The sequence below is a fragment of the Brevibacillus ruminantium genome (assembly GCF_023746555.1).
Lineage (GTDB): Bacteria > Bacillota > Bacilli > Brevibacillales > Brevibacillaceae > Brevibacillus > Brevibacillus ruminantium.
The window spans coordinates 4,959,738-4,982,500 of record NZ_CP098755.1 but is presented as its reverse complement, the minus strand read 5'-3'; the positions used below and the strand labels follow the sequence as shown (position 1 = coordinate 4,982,500).

At 51.6% G+C, this 22,763-nt stretch carries 22 protein-coding genes, 5 tRNA genes, 1 rRNA gene and 1 riboswitch (1 of these 29 only partly in view); of the genes, 20 read left to right on the top strand and 8 right to left on the bottom strand.

Annotated features, from left to right (window positions below; genetic code table 11):
- From NDK47_RS24570 to NDK47_RS24510, 13 genes are all read left to right on the top strand, one after another.
- Nucleotides 1–2,658 (top strand): 23S ribosomal RNA (locus NDK47_RS24570) (it extends 270 nt beyond the left edge of the window).
- Nucleotides 2,659–2,726: 68 nt separating this feature from the next.
- A tRNA-Asp gene (locus NDK47_RS24565) sits at nt 2,727–2,803 on the top strand.
- A gap of 36 nt (nt 2,804–2,839) precedes the next feature.
- A tRNA-Phe gene (locus tag NDK47_RS24560) sits at nt 2,840–2,912 on the top strand.
- Nucleotides 2,913–2,922: 10 nt separating this feature from the next.
- Nucleotides 2,923–2,998 (top strand) — tRNA-Lys (locus NDK47_RS24555).
- Between the two features lie 69 nt (nt 2,999–3,067).
- Nucleotides 3,068–3,143: transfer RNA gene (locus NDK47_RS24550), tRNA-Gly, on the top strand.
- A 346-nt stretch (nt 3,144–3,489) separates the two neighbouring features.
- Nucleotides 3,490–5,172, top strand: coding sequence for a tetratricopeptide repeat protein (locus NDK47_RS24545; RefSeq protein WP_251872343.1), 1,683 nt, complete (start codon nt 3,490–3,492; stop codon nt 5,170–5,172).
- A gap of 65 nt (nt 5,173–5,237) precedes the next feature.
- Entirely contained in the window at nt 5,238–6,197 is a 960-nt protein-coding gene (gene trxB / locus NDK47_RS24540) for a thioredoxin-disulfide reductase (protein WP_251872342.1), read from the top strand.
- A 280-nt stretch (nt 6,198–6,477) separates the two neighbouring features.
- Nucleotides 6,478–7,308 carry an RNase adapter RapZ gene (gene rapZ / locus NDK47_RS24535; protein ID WP_407653465.1) on the top strand — a complete coding sequence of 277 codons (831 nt, stop codon included), beginning with the start codon at nt 6,478–6,480 and terminating at the stop codon, nt 7,306–7,308.
- Between the two features lie 84 nt (nt 7,309–7,392).
- A complete protein-coding gene (locus NDK47_RS24530; protein WP_305883350.1) occupies nt 7,393–8,403 on the top strand; it encodes a gluconeogenesis factor YvcK family protein in 1,011 nt (336 codons plus the stop codon).
- 6 nt (nt 8,404–8,409) lie between these two features.
- A complete protein-coding gene (gene whiA, locus NDK47_RS24525; RefSeq protein ID WP_251872340.1) occupies nt 8,410–9,360 on the top strand; it encodes a DNA-binding protein WhiA in 951 nt (316 codons plus the stop codon).
- Between the two features lie 51 nt (nt 9,361–9,411).
- The gene (locus NDK47_RS24520) at nt 9,412–9,669 is read left to right on the top strand and encodes an HPr family phosphocarrier protein (RefSeq protein ID WP_251872339.1); all 258 of its coding nucleotides are present in this window, start codon (nt 9,412–9,414) and stop codon (nt 9,667–9,669) included.
- 132 nt (nt 9,670–9,801) lie between these two features.
- The gene (locus NDK47_RS24515) at nt 9,802–9,990 is read left to right on the top strand and encodes a hypothetical protein (RefSeq protein ID WP_251876419.1); all 189 of its coding nucleotides are present in this window, start codon (nt 9,802–9,804) and stop codon (nt 9,988–9,990) included.
- A gap of 15 nt (nt 9,991–10,005) precedes the next feature.
- Nucleotides 10,006–10,194: an H-type small acid-soluble spore protein gene (locus NDK47_RS24510; RefSeq protein WP_251872338.1), complete on the top strand. Its 189-nt coding sequence runs from the start codon at nt 10,006–10,008 to the stop codon at nt 10,192–10,194.
- Nucleotides 10,195–10,326: 132 nt separating this feature from the next.
- Here NDK47_RS24510 and NDK47_RS24505 read toward each other — a convergent pair whose 3' ends face one another.
- From NDK47_RS24505 to NDK47_RS24480, 6 genes are all read right to left on the bottom strand, one after another.
- On the bottom strand, nt 10,327–10,812 hold the full coding sequence (locus tag NDK47_RS24505) for a QueT transporter family protein (protein ID WP_251872337.1): 486 nt from the start codon (nt 10,810–10,812) through the stop codon (nt 10,327–10,329).
- Nucleotides 10,813–10,820: 8 nt separating this feature from the next.
- Nucleotides 10,821–10,865: riboswitch (PreQ1 riboswitch) on the bottom strand.
- Nucleotides 10,866–10,976: 111 nt separating this feature from the next.
- A complete protein-coding gene (gene clpP, locus NDK47_RS24500; RefSeq protein ID WP_305883349.1) occupies nt 10,977–11,579 on the bottom strand; it encodes an ATP-dependent Clp endopeptidase proteolytic subunit ClpP in 603 nt (200 codons plus the stop codon).
- 127 nt (nt 11,580–11,706) lie between these two features.
- On the bottom strand, nt 11,707–12,834 hold the full coding sequence (locus NDK47_RS24495) for a polymer-forming cytoskeletal protein (protein WP_251872336.1): 1,128 nt from the start codon (nt 12,832–12,834) through the stop codon (nt 11,707–11,709).
- A 1-nt stretch (nt 12,835) separates the two neighbouring features.
- Complete coding sequence (locus NDK47_RS24490; protein WP_251872335.1) at nt 12,836–13,396, bottom strand: anti-sigma factor family protein; 561 nt, start codon at nt 13,394–13,396, stop codon at nt 12,836–12,838.
- On the bottom strand, nt 13,383–13,988 hold the full coding sequence (locus NDK47_RS24485; protein ID WP_251872334.1) for an RNA polymerase sigma factor: 606 nt from the start codon (nt 13,986–13,988) through the stop codon (nt 13,383–13,385). Before NDK47_RS24485 ends, NDK47_RS24490 begins: the two co-directional genes overlap by 14 nt.
- Nucleotides 13,989–14,060: 72 nt before the next feature.
- Complete coding sequence (locus NDK47_RS24480) at nt 14,061–14,312, bottom strand: hypothetical protein (protein WP_251872333.1); 252 nt, start codon at nt 14,310–14,312, stop codon at nt 14,061–14,063.
- Nucleotides 14,313–14,953: 641 nt separating this feature from the next.
- Here NDK47_RS24480 and NDK47_RS24475 point away from each other — a divergent pair.
- Nucleotides 14,954–16,186, top strand: a complete 1,233-nt coding sequence (locus tag NDK47_RS24475; RefSeq protein ID WP_251872332.1) for a branched-chain amino acid ABC transporter substrate-binding protein — start codon at nt 14,954–14,956, stop codon at nt 16,184–16,186.
- Between the two features lie 51 nt (nt 16,187–16,237).
- Here NDK47_RS24475 and NDK47_RS24470 read toward each other — a convergent pair whose 3' ends face one another.
- Together NDK47_RS24470 and NDK47_RS24465 are read right to left on the bottom strand one after the other, a co-directional pair.
- Entirely contained in the window at nt 16,238–16,375 is a 138-nt protein-coding gene (locus NDK47_RS24470) for a DUF4023 domain-containing protein (protein ID WP_251872331.1), read from the bottom strand.
- Nucleotides 16,376–16,954: 579 nt separating this feature from the next.
- Nucleotides 16,955–17,029, bottom strand: a tRNA-Arg gene (locus NDK47_RS24465).
- Nucleotides 17,030–17,136: 107 nt separating this feature from the next.
- Between NDK47_RS24465 and NDK47_RS27670 the strand changes: the two genes are divergently transcribed.
- The 6 genes from NDK47_RS27670 (at nt 17,137) to gap (ending at nt 22,670) form a co-directional block, all read left to right on the top strand.
- Nucleotides 17,137–17,268, top strand: coding sequence for a hypothetical protein (locus NDK47_RS27670; RefSeq protein ID WP_256481315.1), 132 nt, complete (start codon nt 17,137–17,139; stop codon nt 17,266–17,268).
- A 114-nt stretch (nt 17,269–17,382) separates the two neighbouring features.
- Nucleotides 17,383–18,759: an RNA polymerase factor sigma-54 gene (gene rpoN / locus NDK47_RS24460; RefSeq protein ID WP_251872330.1), complete on the top strand. Its 1,377-nt coding sequence runs from the start codon at nt 17,383–17,385 to the stop codon at nt 18,757–18,759.
- Between the two features lie 7 nt (nt 18,760–18,766).
- Nucleotides 18,767–19,039: a glutaredoxin family protein gene (locus tag NDK47_RS24455; RefSeq protein ID WP_251872329.1), complete on the top strand. Its 273-nt coding sequence runs from the start codon at nt 18,767–18,769 to the stop codon at nt 19,037–19,039.
- Nucleotides 19,040–19,235: 196 nt separating this feature from the next.
- Nucleotides 19,236–20,264 (top strand): sugar-binding transcriptional regulator, encoded by a 1,029-nt coding sequence (locus NDK47_RS24450; RefSeq protein ID WP_251876355.1) that lies wholly within the window; start codon nt 19,236–19,238, stop codon nt 20,262–20,264.
- Between the two features lie 19 nt (nt 20,265–20,283).
- Nucleotides 20,284–21,645, top strand: a complete 1,362-nt coding sequence (locus NDK47_RS24445; RefSeq protein ID WP_251872328.1) for a Na+/H+ antiporter NhaC family protein — start codon at nt 20,284–20,286, stop codon at nt 21,643–21,645.
- Between the two features lie 20 nt (nt 21,646–21,665).
- Nucleotides 21,666–22,670: a type I glyceraldehyde-3-phosphate dehydrogenase gene (gene gap / locus NDK47_RS24440; protein WP_251872327.1), complete on the top strand. Its 1,005-nt coding sequence runs from the start codon at nt 21,666–21,668 to the stop codon at nt 22,668–22,670.
- The last annotated feature ends 93 nt before the right edge of the window (nt 22,671–22,763 follow it).

Here is a 22,763-nt window from a genome sequence, read left to right as displayed (position 1 = left end):
CTAAACCGTCAGGTTTACCTGGCGGGGTTGTGGGGCGTCTCACATGGAGTTACAAAAGACGCGCGTAGGTGAACAGTTTGGGAAAGCTGACCATAGAGCGTGACAGTCGCGTAGCCCAAACGCGCGTCTCTCCGAGACCCACCCCGAGTAGCGCGGGACACGTGAAATCCCGTGTGAATCTGGCAGGACCATCTGCTAAGGCTAAATACTACCTAGCGACCGATAGTGAACCAGTACCGTGAGGGAAAGGTGAAAAGCACCCCGGGAGGGGAGTGAAATAGTACCTGAAACCGTGTGCTTACAAATAGTCGGAGCCCGATCTATGGGTGACGGCGTGCCTTTTGTAGAATGAACCGGCGAGTTACGGTAGCGTGCGAGGTTAAGTCGAAGAGACGGAGCCGCAGCGAAAGCGAGTCTGAATAGGGCGCAAGTACGTTGCCGTAGACCCGAAACCGTGTGATCTAGCCATGTCCAGGGTGAAGGTAGGGTAACACCTACTGGAGGCCCGAACCCACGCACGTTGAAAAGTGCGGGGATGAGGTGTGGCTAGCGGTGAAATTCCAATCGAACTCGGAGATAGCTGGTTCTCCCCGAAATAGCTTTAGGGCTAGCCTCGGAATTAGAGTCTTGGAGGTAGAGCACTGATTGGGCTAGGGGCCCTCATCGGGTTACCGAACTCAGTCAAACTCCGAATGCCAATGACTTATGTCCGGGAGTCAGACGATGAGTGCTAAGATCCATCGTCAAGAGGGAAACAGCCCAGACCATCAGCTAAGGTCCCCAAGTGTATGTTAAGTGGGAAACGATGTGGAGTTGCCCAGACAACCAGGATGTTGGCTTAGAAGCAGCCACCATTTAAAGAGTGCGTAATAGCTCACTGGTCGAGTGACTCTGCGCGGAAAATGTAACGGGGCTAAACATACCACCGAAGCTATGGCAGTCCTTATGGACTGGGTAGGGGAGCGTTCCAAGCAGCAGTGAAGCCGTACCGGAAGGAGCGGTGGAGCGCTTGGAAGTGAGAATGCCGGTGTAAGTAGCGAAAAGACAAGTGAGAATCTTGTCCACCGAAAGCCTAAGGTTTCCTGGGGAAGGCTCGTCCTCCCAGGGTTAGTCGGGACCTAAGCTGAGGCCGAAAGGCGTAGGCGATGGACAACAGGTTGATATTCCTGTACCACCTCTGTACCGTTTGAGCAATGGCGTGACGCAGGAGGATAGGGTGAGCGGCCTACTGGATGGCCGTCCAAGCAGCAAGCCTGGTGTGTAGGCAAATCCGCACACTATCAAGGGCAAGCTGTGATGGCGAGGGAAATTTTAGTACCGAAGTCCCTGATTTCACACTGCCAAGAAAAGCGTCTAGCGAGGAACAAGGTGCCCGTACCGCAAACCGACACAGGTAGGCGAGGAGAGAATCCTAAGGTGCGCGGGATAACTCTTGCTAAGGAACTCGGCAAAATGGCCCCGTAACTTCGGGAGAAGGGGCGCCCCGGTAGGGTTTATAGCCCGAGGGGGCCGCAGTGAAAAGGCCCAAGCGACTGTTTAGCAAAAACACAGGTCTCTGCGAAGCCGCAAGGCGAAGTATAGGGGCTGACGCCTGCCCGGTGCTGGAAGGTTAAGGGGATGGGTTAGCGCAAGCGAAGCTTTGAACCGAAGCCCCAGTAAACGGCGGCCGTAACTATAACGGTCCTAAGGTAGCGAAATTCCTTGTCGGGTAAGTTCCGACCCGCACGAAAGGCGTAACGACTTGGGCGCTGTCTCGGCAAGAGACCCGGTGAAATCATAATACCTGTGAAGATGCAGGTTACCCGCGACAAGACGGAAAGACCCCATGGAGCTTTACTGTAGCCTGGTATTGGAACTTTGTGCATCATGTACAGGATAGGTGGGAAGCTGAGAAGCAGGGGCGCCAGCCTCTGTGGAGCTGTCGGTGGGATACCACCCTTGATGTACGGAGTTTCTAACTCGTCACCCTGATCGGGTGAGAGGACCATGCCAGGTGGGCAGTTTGACTGGGGCGGTCGCCTCCTAAAAGGTAACGGAGGCGCCCAAAGGTTCCCTCAGAATGGTCGGAAATCATTCGTAGAGTGTAAAGGCAGAAGGGAGCTTGACTGCGAGACCTACAAGTCGAGCAGGGACGAAAGTCGGGCTTAGTGATCCGGTGGTTCCGCATGGAAGGGCCATCGCTCAACGGATAAAAGCTACCCTGGGGATAACAGGCTTATCTCCCCCAAGAGTCCACATCGACGGGGAGGTTTGGCACCTCGATGTCGGCTCATCGCATCCTGGGGCTGAAGTAGGTCCCAAGGGTTGGGCTGTTCGCCCATTAAAGCGGTACGCGAGCTGGGTTCAGAACGTCGTGAGACAGTTCGGTCCCTATCTGTCGCGGGCGCAGGAAGTTTGAGGAGAGCTGTCCTTAGTACGAGAGGACCGGGATGGACGCACCGCTGGTGCACCAGTTGTCACGCCAGTGGCACAGCTGGGTAGCTATGTGCGGAAGGGATAAGCGCTGAAAGCATCTAAGCGTGAAGCCCCCTCCAAGATGAGACTTCCCACAGCGCAAGCTGGTAAGACCCCTCATAGACGATGAGGTTGATAGGTTCGGTGTGGAAGCGCGGCAACGCGTGGAGCTGACGAATACTAATCGGTCGAGGACTTATCCACAAACCTTTAGCAATCATGCATATCCAGTTTTGAAAGTGCGAAACCAACCTCGTAAGAGGTTTTTTTATGGAGCTGTGGTGAAGTTGGAGTTCACGCCGGTCTGTCACACCGGAGGTCGCGGGTTCGAGTCCCGTCAGCTCCGCCATTTTCCACTTTCTCTTTCAGTTTCTCTGTGTTTCGCGGCTCGGTAGCTCAGTCGGTAGAGCAGAGGACTGAAAATCCTCGTGTCGGCGGTTCGATTCCGTCCCGAGCCATCTTTGTTGCGAGCCATTAGCTCAGTTGGTAGAGCATCTGACTTTTAATCAGAGGGTCGAAGGTTCGAGTCCTTCATGGCTCACCAGTACTATATCCCCAAAAGTGACGTAGTGCCTTATTCCAAGGACTTTTGGGAACATGGTATCAAAAATATGCGGACGTAGCTCAATTGGTAGAGCGTCGCCTTGCCAAGGCGAAGGTCGCGGGTTCGAGACCCGTCGTCCGCTCCATAGAAGCAATTCAGGTCCCTCACCCGTTCCGGGTTCACCCTCGGGGATGAGACAGAAGCAATGCTCGGGTACATCTGATCTGGCTGCGCGAAGGAGCAAATCGACGCAGAGTCGCCAGTAGGAAGCGAGACCCGTCGTCCGCTCCATAGAAGAACTGATACAAAACACCACTTGCTGTTCAGCCAGTGGTGTTTCCTGCTTTTTGGCGAGAAAAGCCCATTCACACCTTCTGAAAAAGAAGTTATACGGGGCAAAGGAAAACTTTAAACGGGTGCATCACCTTGTAGGCTAGGGGCGCTTCTGGTACGATACATGAAGGTACTGCCCCTGTGATGCTGGAGGTTCTATGAAACAAAACAAAAGTGTCGTGAACAAGACTATTATTCATTTCAACCAGGATGCTCGTTTCTTTGTCGAACGAGGCCTGCGTTTTTTACAGCGCTATGATTATGAAAAGGCGATGCGCAGCTTTCGTCGGGCCATCGAACAGGAACCGAAAAACGCCGAGTATCAATGCCATCTGGCAAGTGTATTGGCGGAAATCGGTAATTTCCAGGCGTCTAACGATATTTTGTACGATGTCCTTGAAAAATGTGGTCCTCAGATGGTAGAAGTCTACTTCTATATGGCAAATAATTACGCCAATCTGGAAGATTACGAGATGGCGGAAGAGATGGCGATTCGCTATCTGCAACTGGAGAGTGACGGCTCGTACCGTGATGATGCGGAAGAGCTTCTGGATTACATCTACTTTGAACTGGATATGCCCCCTCGTCATTTTCTGGCTGGGGAGCGTGAGGATTTGTACAGCAAGCACGAGCGTGCGCGGCATAGTTTGGAAGAAGGCCGTTTTTTAGAAGCATTGGAGCTGTTAAAAGAGATTGTCGAGTCAGATCCTTCTTTCATGCCTGCATGGAATAATCTCTCCTTGGCTTACTACTACGTAGGTGATTTTCAGCAGGCGATGACCACGATTGAGGAAACGCTGGAGCGTGATCATGGCAATCTCCATGCGCTTTGCAATCTGGCTGTGCTGTTGTCCCATCACAACCAGGCCAAAGAACTGGTAACCTTGATTCAAATGCTAAAAAAGGTCGTTCCCTACCATCCCGATCATGCCTACAAGCTGGCAACCACCATGGGTGTGTTGGGACAGCATGAGGAAGCGTATCACCTGTACGCCAAGATGCTGAAGTCCGGCCGTCCCCATGAAGCATGCACCTACCACTACGCTGCCATCTCCGCGTATATGAGCGGCCGGAAGGAACAAGCGATTCGCTGGTGGCTCAAAGTAAAGCAACTGGACCCGGACTCCGGGGTGGCTGAATACTATATGGAGATGGTAAAAGCGGAAAAGGACGGGCAAACTAGGGAAGTGATTCCGTATCATTACCATCAGCCGCAGCAGGAAGTCTCTTGGGAGAAAGCTCCTGAAACAGGAGTGGAAGAGCTGAAAAATGACCCGATGATCCGTGCATCCCTGCTTTGGGCACTGCAGCATGGACGGGATGAAGTGAAGTTTGCTGTGCTCCAGACGCTGGCGCTGATCGGCGATGCTGAGGCCGAGGCGGCTGTCCGGCAATGCTACTATCAGACGGACGATCCCCAGCTCCAAAAGCTGGCACTGCTTGCGTTGGCGGATATGGGGGCGGAGATGCCGACGGCGAAAGCGTCGCATACAGCCGAAGGAATGGCAGGCACCTCTGTCCGTACAGAGGCGCAGAGAATCGAGACCGGAAGCAGCACGGACGCGGTAGACAGCGTGGAAGCAATGATCTGTCGATCGCTTTGTGCAGAAGGAGAAAAGGAGCTGCGCGAGTGGTCCGTAGCACGCTGGAGAAGCTACGTGCAGAAAGGCAAGCGCTCCGTACAGGTGCAAAAGATTGTCGCGTGGGTGGCGGCACTCGAATATCTATACGGTGCATCGAAAGATGACAAAAAGCAGTCACAAGCCAAGCTTGCCGAAAAATACGGAGTCTCCCCATCAACTGTGTCAAAATGCGTAAAAGCGCTACAGCCCCTTGATTGAAATAGATTCTCATTTTATAATAAATATAAACAAACAATTGTTGTAGATTGAGGAGGCAATGGATCATGAGCGATCAAAAAGTGTACGACGTTATCATTGCCGGCGCTGGCCCTGCTGGGATGACCGCCGCTGTATATACCTCTCGTGCGAATATGAGCACACTTATGCTGGAGCGTGGTATTCCTGGCGGTCAGATGGCCAATACAGAAGAAATCGAAAACTACCCTGGCTTTGGGTCTATTCTGGGTCCTGACCTGTCTACCAAGATGTTTGAACACGCGCAAAAATTCGGTGCTGAATACGCGTACGGAGAGATCAAGGAAATCAAAGATGAAGAGCCGTACAAGCGCGTCATTACCTCCGACAAGGAGTACCTGGCCAAATCGGTTATTATCGCTACAGGTGCGGAGCATCGTCTGTTGGGTGTAGAGGGTGAAAAAGAGCTCTCCGGACGAGGCGTTTCGTATTGTGCAGTTTGTGATGGCGCCTTTTTCCGGGGAAAAGAGCTCGTCGTTGTCGGGGGTGGGGACTCTGCGGTTGAGGAGGCTGTGTTCCTGACGCGTTTTGCATCCAAAGTGACAATCATTCACCGCCGCGACCAGTTCCGGGCCCAAAAGATCCTGCAAAAACGTGCATTTGACAACGAAAAAATCGAAGTGATTTGGGATACCGTGGTGAAGAAAATCAACGGAGAAGGAAAAGTCCAAAGCGTTTCTCTGGAAAATGTAAAAACAGGAGAACAAAGCGAGCTGACGACGGATGGCGCCTTCATATACGTAGGGATGGACCCGCTGACCGAAAGCGTTCGCCATTTGGGCATCACTAATGAAGCCGGGTATGTGCTGACAGATGAACGCATGTATACAAAAGTAAAAGGGATTTTTGCTGCAGGGGATGTACGTGAAAAAATGCTTCGTCAGGTTGTAACAGCCACCGGCGATGGATCGATCGCTGCCCAATCTGCTCAACACTATGTAGAGGAATTGAACGAACGCCTCGCGGAAACAAATGTCACAATCTCTTAACCTGTTTGTAACATGAGTGAAATATTTGGCAGGTAAGATAAAGACAATGAATTGACCCCCTTATCTATACGAACCATTTGCGTGGCTGATAAAGCCACGCCATTTTTTTTCTATAAGGGACTACGCTTGGACAAAAACAACATCCAGATACAGAGTTACCATAGCCAACTGATGCGAAAATACCAAGGAATATGGTATGCTTACATCAGAATCGTAGGAGGCGAGTGGAGTGACAGAAGTGGGAAACGAGAGGGACGTAAATCTATTGATCATTACCGGGATGTCCGGTGCGGGAAAAACCGTTGCCGTTCAGAGCTTGGAAGATCTGGGTTTTTTTTGTGTAGATAATCTGCCGCCTGTCCTTATCCCGAAGTTTGCGGAGTTACTCAAGCAGTCAGGGGGCAATATTGAACGCGTCGCTTTGGTGGTAGATCTGCGCGGCCGTGAATTCTTCGAGAGTTTGTCAGAGGCCATTGACAGCTTAAATCAAACAGATGGGATTTCCTTCCATATCCTTTACCTGGATGCCAATGATCAGACGCTGGTTTCCCGGTATAAGGAAACACGTCGCCGTCATCCGCTTTCACCCAACGGTTCACCACTGGAAGGAATCCATGCCGAGCGTCGATTGCTTCAGGAAATGAAGGGGCGCGCCCATCAGATCATTGATACCAGCCAAATGAAACCGGCACAATTGCGAGAAAAAATAATTAGCCAGTATACCTTGCAAGGCTCATCCTTGACCATCAACATCCTGTCTTTCGGATTCAAGTACGGAACCCCGATTGACGCCGACCTGATGTTTGATGTGCGATTTTTACCTAATCCGCATTACGTTGAAGAATTGCGGCCAAAAACTGGGTGTGACCCGGAAGTGGCCGAGTACGTCATGAATCAGAAGGAAACAAAAGAATTTGTCGAAAAGCTGATTGATTTCTTGGCCTATACATTGCCGCATTACCAGCGAGAAGGGAAAAGCCAGCTGGTAATCGGGATTGGTTGTACCGGAGGTAAACATCGTTCGGTGGCGATTACCGAGCACTTGGGTGAAGTTTTTGCCAAAGACTTCTCCATTCGGGTCAGTCACCGTGACATGGAAAAAAGCAAGTAAGCATAGGATGGCAGGAAAAGAGAGAGAAGTCATCCGTGACGAAATGGGCCTTTGTATGTGTATCAGCATATAATGAGGTGACATATGCCGACGAGGAGAATGGGATCACAGCCTGGCAACCGGCTGCGGATAGTTGTGATCGGCGGTGGAACGGGACTGTCTGTCCTGTTAAGGGGATTAAAGCATGCGCCGGTTCATATAACGGCTGTTGTAACCGTCGCTGATGATGGAGGAAGCTCAGGCAGACTGCGTGAAGAGATGGATATGCTCCCGCCTGGAGACATCCGCAACGTGTTGACTGCCTTGGCCGATACCGAGCCGTTGATGGAAAAGGTGATGCAGTACCGTTTTTCTACGGGTACTGGATTAGCTGGGCATAATTTGGGAAATCTACTTCTTGCAGCGATGAATGAAATTACCGGGGATTTTGTCACGGCTGTCAAAAAGCTGAGTGATGTACTGGCCGTTCGCGGCGATGTGCTTCCGGCCTCGACACAATCGATCCGGCTCATGGCCGAGATGGAGGATGGTTCGATCATTGCGGGAGAATCACAGATCCCGCTGACGGGCAAGAGGATCAAGCGGGTATATCTTGATCCTGAGGATGTTGTACCTTTAAGTGAGGCATTGCAAGCCATAGAAGATGCAGACGCCATCCTGATTGGTCCGGGCAGTCTGTATACCAGTATTCTGCCCAATTTGCTCGTGCAGGGCTTATTCACTGCGGTGAAAAGATCAACGGCACCCAAGATCTACATTTGCAACGTCATGACGCAGCCAGGGGAAACGGACGGCTATTCCGCATCCCGGCATGTAGAAGTGATGTACAAACATGTAGGCGGACCGTTTTTGGATACAGTGATCGTCAATTCAGCAACGATCCCCGATCTGATCCTGGAAAAGTACGCAGAGAAGGGGGCGACCCCTGTGGCGTGCGATGTAAAGCGCTTACGACAATTGGGGCTGCATATCATCGCGAAGCCGCTTGTCGGGTATGAAGAAGGGTACCTGCGTCACGATGCGAAGGCAGTGAGCAAAGAAGTCGTTTCGCTGGTCAAGCGGAAGCGACGGACGCAGAGGAAAGAGAAGGAGTGAGGGGTTATGTCATCTTTCGCCGCGCTGACAAAGAAGGAACTAACCATGTTAGAGGGTCCTGATTGTTGCAGCCGTGCAGAGCTGGCCGCACTGATACGCATGAACGGCAGCCTGCAATTTGGCGCAGGGCGTCTCGTACTGGATGTGACTACGGAAAATGCGGCGATTGCCAGACGGATCTACACTCTGTTGAAAAAAATGTTCAAAGTGCATGCAGAGCTTTTGGTCCGAAAGAAAATGCGGCTGAAGAAAAACAATGTCTACATCGTAAGAATTCCGCATGGTGCCAACGAAATTCTCCATGAACTGCGCATCATGGAGGAGAGCCTTTCCTTTGTCAGGGGAATCTCACCCGACATCGTGAAATCATCCTGCTGCCGGGCAGCTTTTCTGCGTGGTGCTTTTTTGGCCGGCGGGTCTGTCAATCATCCGGAGGCATCCAGCTATCATTTGGAGATCTTCACCTCCTATCAGGATTTTTGCGAGGCGCTGACCAAAATGGCGAATCGCTACAAGCTGAATGCCAAGTGCATTGAGCGGAAAAAAGGGTATGTGCTCTATATCAAGGAAGGGGAAAAGATCACGGAATTTCTCAGCTTGATCGGGGCGCATCAGGCGCTGTTTTACTTTGAGGATGTCCGCATCGTAAAGGACATGCGCAACTCGGTAAACCGCCTGCATAACTGCGAGATGGCCAATATCAACAAGACCGTCAATGCAGCGGCCAAGCAGATGGAGAATATCAAATTGATCCAAGAAGAGATCGGTCTGGAAAACCTGCCCAAGCGGCTGCGCGAGGTAGCAGAGCTGCGTTTGATCCATCCCGATATCAATTTGAAAGAGCTGGGCGAGATGATTCCCAGCGGCGTGGTCAGCAAGTCAGGGATCAACCACCGATTGCGGAAAATTAACGAAATCGCTGACAAATTACGAGAAAAAGAAAATATTTCCGTATAGAGACATGGTATACTAACGATATAAGTGACACTGGACGAGGAGGTTTCACCCATGGTTCAACAGCAGGTTGTGGTCAAGTTGAAAACTGGTTTGCAGGCCCGTCCTGCGGCGTTTTTTGTGCAGGAGGCTAACCGGTTTGTATCGGAGGTATTTGTTGAAAAAGGGAACAAGAAGGTAAATGCGAAAAGCATCATGGGGATTATGAGCCTCGCCATTAGTTCGGGAACGGAGATCGTGATTTCTGCTGAAGGGCCTGATGCATCGCAAGCAGTTACCAGCCTGAGCAATTTGGTGAGCAAAGAAGAATAGGTGCGTAAAAGCAAGGAAAGACACTTTCTGCGGAAGGTGTCTTTTTTTCTGTATCTCCCAAGCGCTTGCATGGTTCCCGCACAAACTGGGCATTGCTAAGGGATGTAACAGCGAGAAAAAGGAGGGAGAAGCGTGAGCACCGAACGCGAAAAGTATACCGAGGGTCGGGAAGATTATGACATGGATATCGACCGCATGGTCAATGAAGGGCTGGGCGGGGGACAAGTCATGGATCAGAACGGACTGATTGAAGAGACCACGACAGACACGATGACAGGAGCGAGTACCGCAGGTGACGGTGACGCTCTGGATCAACAGTAAAGGAGAAAGGGACGCATGGACCTGAATCGAGCACAGGAAATTATCCGTTCCACAGACAAGATCGAAGTCCAGTATCAAGGGAAGTCTGTCTGGATTGACGGGGTAGATGAGCACACGGAAACCGCTCGCGTACATACCGAAGGAAACCCGACGGACAGCATGACCGTAGACGTGCGGCAACTCGATGAAAAGGTATTGCTGTAAATCGTATGAGATGCAGTCACAGCATAAAAGCCGAGCAAACACAGGTAGAGACTAGTGTTTACTCGGCTTTTTATACCATTGGACTTCTCTCTTAACGACCTCTCATGCGCGTCTTATTCAAAAGACTAAGCCTTACACCCGTTTTTCCAACTGGAGACGTTTGTTTATGAGATACATGATGGGTGCACCGACCAGCATCACCGCACATTCACCCACTGCTGTGGTCAGCCAGGTAAAGTAGAAGGGCAGATCAAAGACCAGCTTCAGCTCATAGGCGATCAAGAACATGGTGAAGGTAAAGACGGCGGTGTTGAACATCATCCGGGCCCAGATGCCTTTGATAAACCGCATGGAGAAAATGGTAATCAGGAGGGCGAGCACGGATTGGCCGACACCAAAGACCAGATCGTAGGCAGCCATCGGCGAAAACAGCAGATTGGTGATAAAAACTCCCAGGACAATTCCGAAAAAGTACTTCTTGTTGAACACGATGAGATGGTTAAACATTTCGGATACCCGGAATTGTACATTGGTAAAACCAAACGGCTGGATGAGCATCGAGACAGCAATGTACAAAGCTGCCAGGATACCGTTTACGACAAGCGTTTTTACGTTCATATTCAGTTAGCTCCTTAGTTTTTTATCGTGGGATGGTTTCGAACCACGTGGGGATTGGCCCCAAGTTCATATAGTATCGTGACAGGAGAGGGGAAGTCAATCGAAATTGCACAAAAAGAAAACCTGCCATTTTCGGCAGGCTGTGTGCAAGCAGGTAAACTTGCTTATTTATTGGCAGTTGGTTCAGATGTAATTACTTTGTCAATCAGGCCGTATTCCATCGCTGCCTGTGCAGAAAGGAAGTTGTCGCGATCGGTATCCTTTTGGATGCGCTCCAGGGGTTGGCCGGTTCTCTCGGAGAGAATCTGGTTGAGATGCTCGCGCATTTTCAGGATGCGTTTGGCTGCGATTTCGATATCGCTGGCCTGGCCTTGTGCACCACCGAGGGGTTGATGGATCATCACTTCGCTGTTTGGCAAAGCGTAGCGCTTACCTTTGGCGCCCGCAGCCAGCAGGAATGCCCCCATCGAAGCAGCCATCCCGATACAGATCGTAGATACGTCCGGTTTGATAAACTGCATCGTATCATAAATCGCCATACCGGCGGTAATGGAGCCGCCCGGGCTGTTGATGTACAGAGAAATATCCTTTTCCGGGTCTTCCGCTTGCAGGAACAGCATTTGCGCAACGACAATGTTGGCTACTGTATCATTGATCGGAGTGCCGAGAAAGATAATGCGGTCCTTCAGAAGACGGGAATAGATATCGTAAGCACGCTCACCGCGGTTCGTCTGTTCAATTACAGTCGGAATCAAGTTCATGTGCATTCAAGTCTTCCTCCTCTCTTTGTAAGAATATCATACACAAAAGGTCAATGAAGGTCAAGAAAGGTCAAAGATGCAAACTGTAGGTCCCTCTCTCCATATTGGCCAAAAATCGGGAAGCTAAACGTCCTCACGGGAGAAAAGTTTTATTCGTTTTGATCACGGCTCCGGCCAATGCTCCAAAGAAGGCGACCCATACGGGCAGAGCCATCAGCCAGCCCAGCAACGGGATGAGCAAAAGACACTGGAGGGCAATCACGCCCAGCAGCTCCGCCAACAGCGGGGAGCTTTTCCAATGGAATCTTTCCGTCAGCCGTATACCCAGCCAGGCTCCCACGAATACCTTGGCCAGCCAGGTCAAAATCAGAAAGACAGACAGGAGAATCAGGCCTACAGGAATGCCAATCAGTGAAATCCATAACAGGATCATTAAGAGTGGAATACCCAGAACCAGGCATGTACCCCACACATACGTACTCCCTTTTCCCAGATCAAGCTGTCGATAGATGCCGGTTAGCCCGGCCGGAAACAAAAAGCGGATCGCCAGCCACAGCAGCAGCGTGCTCAGCAAAGAAGCAAAAGCCAGAAAGAGTGGAAGGTACCCCAAGTTGAGATTGATTTCCAAATCCTCGAGATAGGAATAGTCTTCTTTCCCCTTCAGGACGGCGCCAGGTCCGATTACCGCCCGCTGCGGGCTGCTATAGACCAGATCGCCGCCAATTTCGGCAGGGGCGTCGATGCTCAGCGTCATCGCGTGCAATTTAGAGATCCCCTCTCCGATCCTGCCGGTTATCCCGATATTTTCTACCATTCCGTTTACTTCTCGATCCACTTCACCGCCGAGGTCAGCTTGGGATGCCAGCAACAGCAGGTTCTTTCCGATTTTGCTGTCCTTCTCCAACCGCATATGATTGGAAATGGAGGTAACACTTCCCGCCACTTTCCCGGTGACGAAAAGCGTATCTGCCAGAGAGCGAATATTTCCATCGATCTGACCGGAGACAATCGTGGCGGCAGCGAAGCTTAATAAATCTCCTGTGACGTGTCCTTTTATTTGCACATTTTGACTAAAGACGTACAAATCTCCGTCGACCACGCCTTCAATGACGGTATTCGTAGAATATACGGCCAGATCTCCCCGATGTACCACGTCAGCAGCCAGATGAAAACGCTCTTCGGAAATCCCGGTAAAAGCAAAAGCAGCGGTGCCCATGAACAAGAGAGTGACCAGCAGAAGCAGACTGCACAGGCGTTTCAATTTAATCAACCTCCCGCTTGGTGATGCTCGTGTGAGAGAGAGGCGAAAAGCGGATATTCAGGACGAGCAGCAAGCCGATCAAAACCAGGAACGGCAGCGGGAGCGCGATGAGATAAGCACCGGGGGCGTTCAATAGATCGCGTGCATTGTCATTGATCCACAGCGCCGAGCTCCAGAAGAGCTGTGTTCTCCAGGTGGTCAAGGCTGGCAGTGCCCACTCCACCCAGATGCGCTGCCAAAAAAGGAGGTAGCCGGTTACCAGAGCGATGATGCTCCCTGCAAACAAAATGATGCGCCAGGTAAATCGCCGGTGCTTCTGTTTGTGCAGCCTCGCGATTCCCTTAATCTGAGCCTTGGTCAGTGGATGAAGCTCAAACGAGAGGGGAGGGAGGTCGCCGGCAAAAAAATGTTCTGCGACCAAACTGCCTTCTGCCATCTGCTGCTCCATGGCTTTTCGGCAAAGGCAACAGGTGCTGACATGCTCTTGCACGGTATATGCTTCTGTCTCAGATAATTCCCCGTCACAATACATCATCAAGGTAAATTCATCAATATGCGGCATCGGAGCGTCTCCTTTCCTCTCTTTGTCGGTCAAGCAGCTCTTTTAGATGTTTTCGCGCGCGGAACAGCCTTGTTCCGATTGTATTTTTACTCATGCCAACCATGCTTCCAATCTCTTCGTAACTCAGTTCCTGAACAAACCGGAGGGTCAGGATCAATCGATCTGTATCATTCAAAGAGTCGAGCAAGGAGGTTAATTCTGAATAGCTTTCTTTTTCCAGCAGGAACAGCTCAGGGCTTTTTACTCGATCCGTGGGCTGCTTGTGGACTTGCTGATGAAGCTGTTCATCCTCCAAAACAATTTCCCGTTTTTTTCGCAAAAAATCAATACAAGCATTGGAGGCGATGCGGTAAAGCCAGGAGTGAAAAGGAAGGGTTGTATCGTATTTGTGCAAATGTTGGGCAACTTTCAGCCAAATTTCATTGTGAAGGTCCTCGCCGTCATGGTAGCTGGAGACCAATCTCCTGATAATGCTCATCACCCGGGGAGTAAACAACTGAACGAGCGCCGGAAACGCCCGGGACTGGCCTTTGAGAAATTGTTGCACCAACCGGGCAGCTTCTCGATTTGCCCGTAGTAATTCTTGATCCATTGTCGCATCCCCTCCTCCGCATTTGAATACGAAAAACCGGCAGGAAAAATTTCACTGCCGCAATCTGGTTCTTTAGACGTTTTTCTCCTCTTTAAGTTGTGGGGAAGAGTCCTCTTTTTCTTCGTCTTCGTGCAGTTCTACCGCCAGACGCAGAGTAGCTTTCATTTTTATTCCTTTAATGATAGTGTATTCATCCACTTGCAGGGATTGAAGGCGGTTGATCGCTTCCGCCAGTGCGTTCGGTTCATCGTAGGGCTGAATCGTGAGCAGGCACTCCTCGTCACTGGCCTCCTGATAGATCAGGTAAAAACGGTCGGATGGCACAAATCGCTCCTCCTCACTAGAGTTATCCACAGAGTTATCAACAGGTTGTGCACAAAAACGTTTGTTCGCGGAATAAAGGATGAATGTGAACCGCGAATGTTGATTGGTTCGTACGATTCTTCACTGGCTAGTTTTTGCATGTTTCCCTAAATCTTAGCATAGGAAAGTTATGGGATGAAAAAGGAAGAAAAGGGTGAATGGTGTAACCTGAAGATTGAGATCCAGAAATAAGGCTGGCTGGATGATTCCTCCGTTGTAAGGAGATTCTTTCATCCCTTATAATAGTTTTTAAGAAGAGGGAGAGGGGATTGTCCGATGGAAACGGCCGTGATCGTGATCAGTGTCATCATGTTTATCTTTTTTGTCAGTCTGACGCTTTTTGTCACGAAAAAAGCATATTCTCGCAAGTATTATAATAATGATTAATAGAAAGCAGCACGAAATGGCCGTTCTCTAACAGGAGAGCGGTCTTTTTTTAATTGAAGTTAACTTTTTTAGTGTGACTTATTTATCAAAGTATGACAATTTTCCTAATCTTTAATATATGAACCGAATTTATATGTTGCAAATTTTCATATTTATTTTACAATGAGAGAAGGTGACTCATTGTTTGTCCGTAAAGTAAAAGGGGGATTTTCGGGATGAAAAAACAGAAAAGTATTGCTCTTCTTACAACAGTATTTGCTTTAAGCACAGCGCTGGCGGGCTGCGGCGGCGGTGGCAACACGGGCGGCGGGCAGGCTACGCAGCCAAGCGGTGATTCGGGCGGTTCTAATGGAGGCGGCGGTGGCGCTACAGAAAAAATCGTCATTGCGACTGTAGGTCCAATGTCCGGTCAGTACTCCGACTACGGCAGCACGGCAAAAGCAGGTGCAGAATACGCCCTGAAACAAAACCAGGAGAAATTCAAAGCACTGGGCTTTGATATCCAAATGCTGACACAGGACGACCAGGCCGATCCGAAGCAAGGTGTGGCGGTTGCCCAAATGTTGATTTCCAATGCAGACGTTCTCGGGGTTGTCGGTCACGTAACCACCGGTGCATCGATCACTGCATCTGCCCAATACGAGCAAGACAAACTGGTCATGGTATCTCCGTCTTCCACGGGCTCCAACCTGACAGACGAAGGCAAAAAGGTTGTGCACCGCATCTGTGCGCGTGACGACCAACAAGGCTCCAAGGCAGCCATTTTTGCCAAGAACCAGCTGAACGTAAAAAATGCCTACATCGTTCACGACAAGCAGGCGTATGGCCAAGGTCTGGCTGACGAAGTGAAAAAGCAATTTGAAAAAGACGGCGTAACCATCGCGGGCTATGAGGGCATCACGGCTGGTGAGAAGGATTACAGCGCTGTAATCAACCAAATCGTCGCGGCCAATCCGGACATGATCTACTTTGGCGGATACTACTCCGATGCCGGTATCCTGATCAAGCAAGCGCGTGATAAAGGCTACAAAGGCGTATTCATGGGTGGAGACGGCTACGACTCTTCAGACCTGGTGAAAATCGCCGGTGCTGACAACGCAAACAACGTGATCTTTACGTCTACGGTAGGCGATCTGACTGCAACTGAGGAAGGCAAGAAGTGGATTTCCGATTTTGAATCTGCTACTGGCAACAAAGTAGGGATCTTTACTTCCTTCGGTTATGATTCCATGAACGTACTGCTGCATGGTCTGGAAGAAGCAATCAAGGCCAATGGCGGCAAAAAGCCGTCCCGTGAACAAGTGCTGGATGCTGTTCACCAAGTCAAGGACTTCCAAGGCCAATTCGTAAAAGTAACCTTTAACGAAAAAGGCGACAATGAATTCGCGTCTGTCTATGTGTACAAGTATGAAAATGGTGAAAAAGTATATGTAGGCGAAGCGAAGTAACGAAAACGTATCAGGAAACGCCCTGGAGAGGAGCAATCTCCAGGGCGTTTTTTAGCGGATGCCCTGCTTGCTGGGGAGACGTTTTTCCGGATGGCCGTATCCGCTGTGCTCCTTGTTCTCCCGAGCATGGGCCTGAGCTTCGTGAACTTTTTCGACGAACTCTTTTGTGCTCATCTTGGTCATATCCATAGCGGCACCTCCCAGTATTGGCATCACGCTTTTTTACTATGGCCGATTTACGGAAATTCCATAAGGGTAAAAACAAACCTCCGTTGCAGATGAACGGAGGTTTTCGTGGCTCTTGCGCATAAAAAAACAACCGGTTTTAACCGATCGTTTCGTCATGATATGGTACGCCCGAGAGGAGTCCCGGCCCCAAGCTCGCCTAAAAGCGGGAAGAAAACGGGAAGCAGGAAGGCGAGCTAAGGGCCGGGACAGGCCGCTCCCTGCTGCGCATGGAACAGCCGTCGAACAGGTTTTCCCTTCGGGAAAAGTTCGACTCCATGTGGCTTTTGAGCATAAAAAAACGACCGGTGTTAACCGATCGTTTCGCATGATATGGTACGCCCGAGAGGAGCCCCGGCCCCAAGCTCGCCTAAAAGTAGGAAAACACGGGAAGCAGGAAGGCGAGCTAAGGGCCGGGACAGGCCGCTCCCTGCTGCGCATGGACCGGCCGTCGAACAGGTTTTCCCTTCGGGAAAAGTTCGACTCCAGTAGCTTTTGAGCATAAAAAAACAATCGGTGTTAACCGATCGTTTCGTCATGATATGGTACGCCCGAGAGGAGTCGAACCTCCGCACGCGGTTCCGGAGACCGCTGCTCTATCCACTGAGCTACGGGCGCAAGATGTGACAAATTCAATTATAAGAGAAATGAACATGAGTTGCAAACGTAAAATCAACCAGGCCGGGAATTGGAATTACCTGTTTGAATTTTGAAGGGGGACGTGAGTGCAATGCAACAGCATTGGCCTTAGCAACTGGAGAAGACGGGTGGCCAAGTGGCGAATGGCGCTGGTCAATATGTACGTTATTTCTGACAAAGAGCCATTGGAAACGGAACAGTTTCCACGCTTTTTCTAATCCGCAAGCATTCAGATATTGGCAGGAAAATTGCAAGAGAAGGAGAATATAATGAAAATAAGTAAAAGTGAGAATGCCGCGGGCAATTGACTGCATGAGAGGGGGCGAACGCAGGTGAACATGGGTCTTGGACTTTATCAGGAACAAACCTTGAAGCTTGTAATGACACCGGAGCTGAGACAGGCTATCACGATTCTGCAATATTCGGCTGTCGACCTTGTTTCTTACTTACAGGAGCAGGCTAATGAAAATCCGGTGTTCGATTTGCAGGAAGCTGCGGCTCCGTTGGCACCGGCAAAAATGGAGAAACAACAGCCGGAAATAGATTGGAAGGAAATCGTAGGGAACCGGGCCACAGGAGATTATGCTACAAACAAAAATGAAAGCACTTACAATCCACTGGATTTCGTCCATCAAGGAACGGTTACCTTGTATGAGCATTTGGAGCGCCAGCTTGGCTTTATCAAGAGCTTTACCCCGTCCCAGCGAAGGATGGCGCTGTTTTTGATCGGCAATCTGGACGAAAAAGGGTATCTGGAGATCACGTTGGAGGAAGCTGCAGAGGGGCTGGGTGCAGGCCTGGACGAGGTGGAGGATGTTCTGGCCGTCATCCAGCATTTTGATCCGGTGGGTGTGGCCGCACGCAATCTGGAGGAATGCCTCTTGCTTCAGCTTCGCCACCTTGCTTTGGACGACGAGCAGATCGTGCTCGTGGTCAGCGAGCATCTGCAGGATGTGGCCGATTGCCGCTTTCAGCGCATCGCGGATAAGGTAGGCTGTACGGTGCAGGAGGTTCAGGGAATGGCTGACCTCCTGCGGACTCTCAATCCCAGGCCGGGTGCTGCTTTTTCCAAAGTGGAAACGCGCTATGTCATCCCGGATGTCTCCGTGGAAAAAGTGGGCGATGAGTACCTGGTACTGGTCAACGATATCACGACACCGCGGTTGAAGATCAACAGTTTTTATGAAAAAATGCTGAACCAGCCAAAGAGCCAGGATGAGGCAAAGCAGTTTATTCACGAAAAGCTGAATGCCGCGATGTGGCTGGCGAAAAGTCTGGAGCAGCGCCGCCTTACGCTGATGCGGGTGACGCAAGCGATCGTCGAGATGCAGCGGGAGTTTTTTGATCACGGCGTCCATTACTTAAAGCCGATGACGCAGAAAGAGATCGCGGAGAGGGTCGGCTTGCACGAGTCGACGATCAGCCGCGCGACCAGCAACAAATACGTCCAGACACCGCGCGGGATTTTTGAGCTGAAGTACTTCTTTACCTCGGCGCTGTCTACCGCAGGCGGAGAAGTCACCTCCTCGGAAAGCGTCAAACGCCGGATCAAGGCGCTGATCGAGCAGGAGGACCGCAAACAGCCGCTCTCCGATCAGAAGCTGGCAGAAATGCTGATGCAGGAAGGAATCGAAATCTCCCGGCGCACGGTGGCAAAATACCGGGAAGAGATGATGATTCCCTCGTCAGCCAAACGAAAGAGGTACTGAGCAAAGCATGAACAGGAAACCATTTCACATCGTTCTGTACGGCCGCCCGGGCTGCCATCTCTGCGATCAGGTGGAGGCAGTGCTGCAGGTACTGGGAGAGGAATTTCCGCTGGAGCTGAGGCTGGTCAACATTGAGCAGGACCCCGCGCTGCATGAGCGCTATCTGTTTGTCATCCCGGTCGTGGAGATTGACGGGGAGGAGGTCTTTCCGTCCGTGACGCATGTGGTGACCATGGAAGAGCTGTGGAATGAGCTGGACAGACGCTCCCGGCAAGGATAAAAGAAAGAAGATCCCTTTGCCAGATCGGTTAATAGGTGAAGGGATCTTGCATGTTTTTGACAACTATGCTACATTCTAAGTGTGAATCACGTTTATTTTTTTGGTTGAAGCGGGACGTAAAATGTATGTATATGGACAAAAAATGTCCCGATCAAACCAATGCGAGTACATTTTAGTTGAAGAGGACGTACTGATGATGCAGCGTTTTATTGAGATGCAACAAAAACTGCTGCCTGACCTGATTGCCGTTATGCGGGAGCGCTACATGCTGCTGCGCTCGATCTCACATCTGCAGCCGATCGGAAGACGGGCGTTGGCCCAGGCGATGCAAACCACGGAACGGATTCTCCGCGCCGAGGTGGAGCTGCTGAAGGATACCGGGCTGATCCATGTGACGGCGGCAGGCATGACGCTCACCGAAGAGGGACACCGGGTATTGGAAGAGATGGAGCCGCTGACGGCAGATCTGTTCGGATTGACTGAGCTGGCAGAGCAGCTTCAGCGATTGCTTGGCATCTCGCAGGTCGTTGTGGTGCAGGGAGACGCGGATCACTCGGCCTGGGTGAAGGAAGAGCTGGGTAGAGTCGGCGCGCGGCTGCTGAAGCAGTACATTCACGAGGATGACATCGTGGCCGTGACCGGCGGCACCTCGGTTGCCAGCGTGGCTCATCATCTGACTCCGGCACCGTCCTTTCGGGGCGTACAGTTCGTTCCGGCTCGGGGCGGTCTGGGCGAGCGGGTAGAGCTGCAAGCCAACACGCTGGCCTCTGCCATGGCCGCAAAGACCGGCAGCTCCTACCGCCTGCTCCACGTCCCTGACCGCTTGCGCCCGGATGCGCTGCAGACGCTGATGGATGAGCCGCAGGTGCAGGATGTCCTCGCACTGCTGCAGCATACGCGCCTGGTTATCCACGGGATCGGGGATGCGCTGGCGATGGCGAAGCGGCGCAACTACACGGAGGCGGAGCTGGCAGAGCTAAAGGCAGCCGGGGCCGTATCCGAGGCCTTCGGCTACTACTTCAATGCCGCCGGTGAGACCGTCCACCGGATGCCGACCATCGGGCTGCAGCTGGAGGATGTGAAGCAGGCAGAAACGGTCCTCTCCATCGCGGGAGGAGAAAGCAAGGCAAAAGCGATTCTTTCCTTTGCCAAACAGTCGTGCCAGAATGTACTTATCACGGATGAAGGAGCCGCACGCGCGATTCTTTCCTCCAATCGACTGTAACGGAAGGAAGTACGCTTACATGAACATTCATACCGTTCTCCCGATCCTCTCACTGATGGCGGGCATCGCGCTCAGTTTGACGTTTGGCTTCCCGCTGTTTTTAGGGATTGTTTTGGCAATCTTGGTCACACTGGTTAGTGTAAAACGACTTGGGTATTCCTGGCGCAAACAGTGGAATTTTGGCTGGGAGGGAGTCAAGCAGACCAAGCCGGTACTGATGATCCTGTTTCTGGTGGGACTGCTGATCCCGCTCCTGATGATGGGCGGCACGATCCCGGCGATCATCTTTTACGGGCTCTCCATCGTGGATGTAAAGTACATGCTGATCCTCTCCTATTTACTGGCGTCAGCTGCCAGCTATCTGCTGGGTACCTCCGTCGGCACCCTGAGCACCGTCGGACTGGCCCTGATGGGCATCGCCCATACGGCGGGCATTCCGGCGGCGATGGTAGCCGGTGCCTTGATCAGCGGGGCCATGGTGGGAGAACGGTTTTCCCCCATCTCCAGTAGCCGGCTTTTGATCCTCAGCAGTCTCGACATGACCGAAAAAGAGGATCGCAGCAACTCCCGGACCGCCTGGCTGGCAGTGGCCATCTGCGGAGTCATGTTTCTGACCCTCGATCTTTTCCGGTCAGAAGCCAGTGACACAGGTGTCATCGGGCAGTATCAGCAGCTTTTGCAGCAGGTCTTTGCCATCGGCTGGCTGCCGCTGGTTCCGCTGTTGGTCCTGATCGGATCGTTTGCCTTTCGCGTCAAGGCGGTTCCCGCTTTGCTTTACGGACTGCTGTCGGCTGCGTTGCTTGTGCTGGCCACTGTACCGATCGAGCCTGCTGCGATGGGCCGCTCGATCCTGTACGGTTATGAGCTCCATACCGGAACGCCGCTGGATCAGCTGGTGCACGGCGGCGGCATGCTTGCCATTTTGGAGGTGCTGGTGCTCATTACGCTAGCGGGCTTTCTGAACGGCATCCTCAACCGCGCCAATCTGCTGGCACCCCTCGTAGAGGGACTGATCGGAAAGACGGAACACACTGTCGTCCTGGCTGGCAAAGCGGTACTGCTGTCGCTTTTGGTCGTGATCATCAGCTGTAACCAGACGATTCCGATTCTGGTGATGAGCTCGACGCTGCTGCCCCGTTTTAGCCGGATGGAGCAGGGGCATGTGTTTTTGGGACGGACGATGCTGGACTCGACACTGGTCTTGCCCGTCTTGATCCCCTGGAACGGTCTGGCGATGGTCATGTCTGTGACGCTGGGTGTCCCTACGGTACAGATACTGCCATATCTCTTCTTTTCTTTTGTTTTGCCTGTCCTGACAATCATAACGGCCCGGCGCTTTCAGGCATCGGGAAGTCCAGCTACACATAAAAAAGCTATGTAAACGAGCAGGAGGAATTCACTATGGTAAAAGTAGGAATCAACGGATTTGGACGTATCGGACGCAATGTTTTCCGCGCAGCACTGAACAACCCAAACGTAGAAATCGTCGCGGTTAATGACCTGACAGACGCAGCTACGCTGGCACATCTTTTAAAATACGATACCGTTCATGGCGTGCTGCCGGTCGAGGTGGAAGCGCATGAAAATACCCTGATTGTCGACGGCAAGGAAATCAAGGTACTGGCTGAGCGCGACCCGGCGAGCCTGAAATGGGCGGATTACGGCGTGGAGATCGTGGTAGAATCCACAGGCCGCTTTACCAAACGCGAAGACGCAGCCAAACATCTGGAGGGCGGCGCGAAAAAAGTGATCATTTCTGCACCGGCGACCAATGAAGACATCACCGTGGTGATCGGCGTAAACGAAGAGCAATACGATCCGGCAAAGCATACGGTGATCTCCAATGCTTCCTGCACCACCAACTGTCTGGCGCCTTTTGCCAAAGTCCTGCATGAGAAATTCGGAATCGTGCGCGGTCTGATGACGACGGTTCACTCCTACACCAACGACCAGCAAATTCTCGACCTCCCGCACAAAGACCTGCGCCGTGCCCGCGCTGCCGCAGAAAACATCATCCCGACATCGACAGGTGCGGCAAAAGCAGTAGCTTTGGTCCTGCCTGAGCTGAAGGGCAAGCTGAACGGCTTCGCAATGCGCGTGCCAACGCCAAACGTCTCCGTGGTTGACCTGGTAGCCGAGCTGAAGCAGGATGTGACCGTAGACGAGGTAAACAACGCCCTGAAAGAAGCCGCTGAAGGGCCGCTCAAAGGCATTCTCGGCTACTCCGAGAAACCGCTGGTCTCTTCCGACTACAACGGCAACCCTGATTCCTCCACCATCGACGCACTCTCGACCATGGTCCTGGAAGGCAACATGGTGAAAGTAGTCTCCTGGTACGATAACGAGTGGGGCTATTCTAACCGCGTCGTAGACTTGTGTCATTTTGTTGCACAGCGTGGCTTGTAACACGTAAAATAGAATTGTCGTGAAAAGGGAGAGAAGCCTCTCCCTTTTCCCATAGGAGGACGTGAAAAAGTCCGGAAAAGGGAATACAAGCCA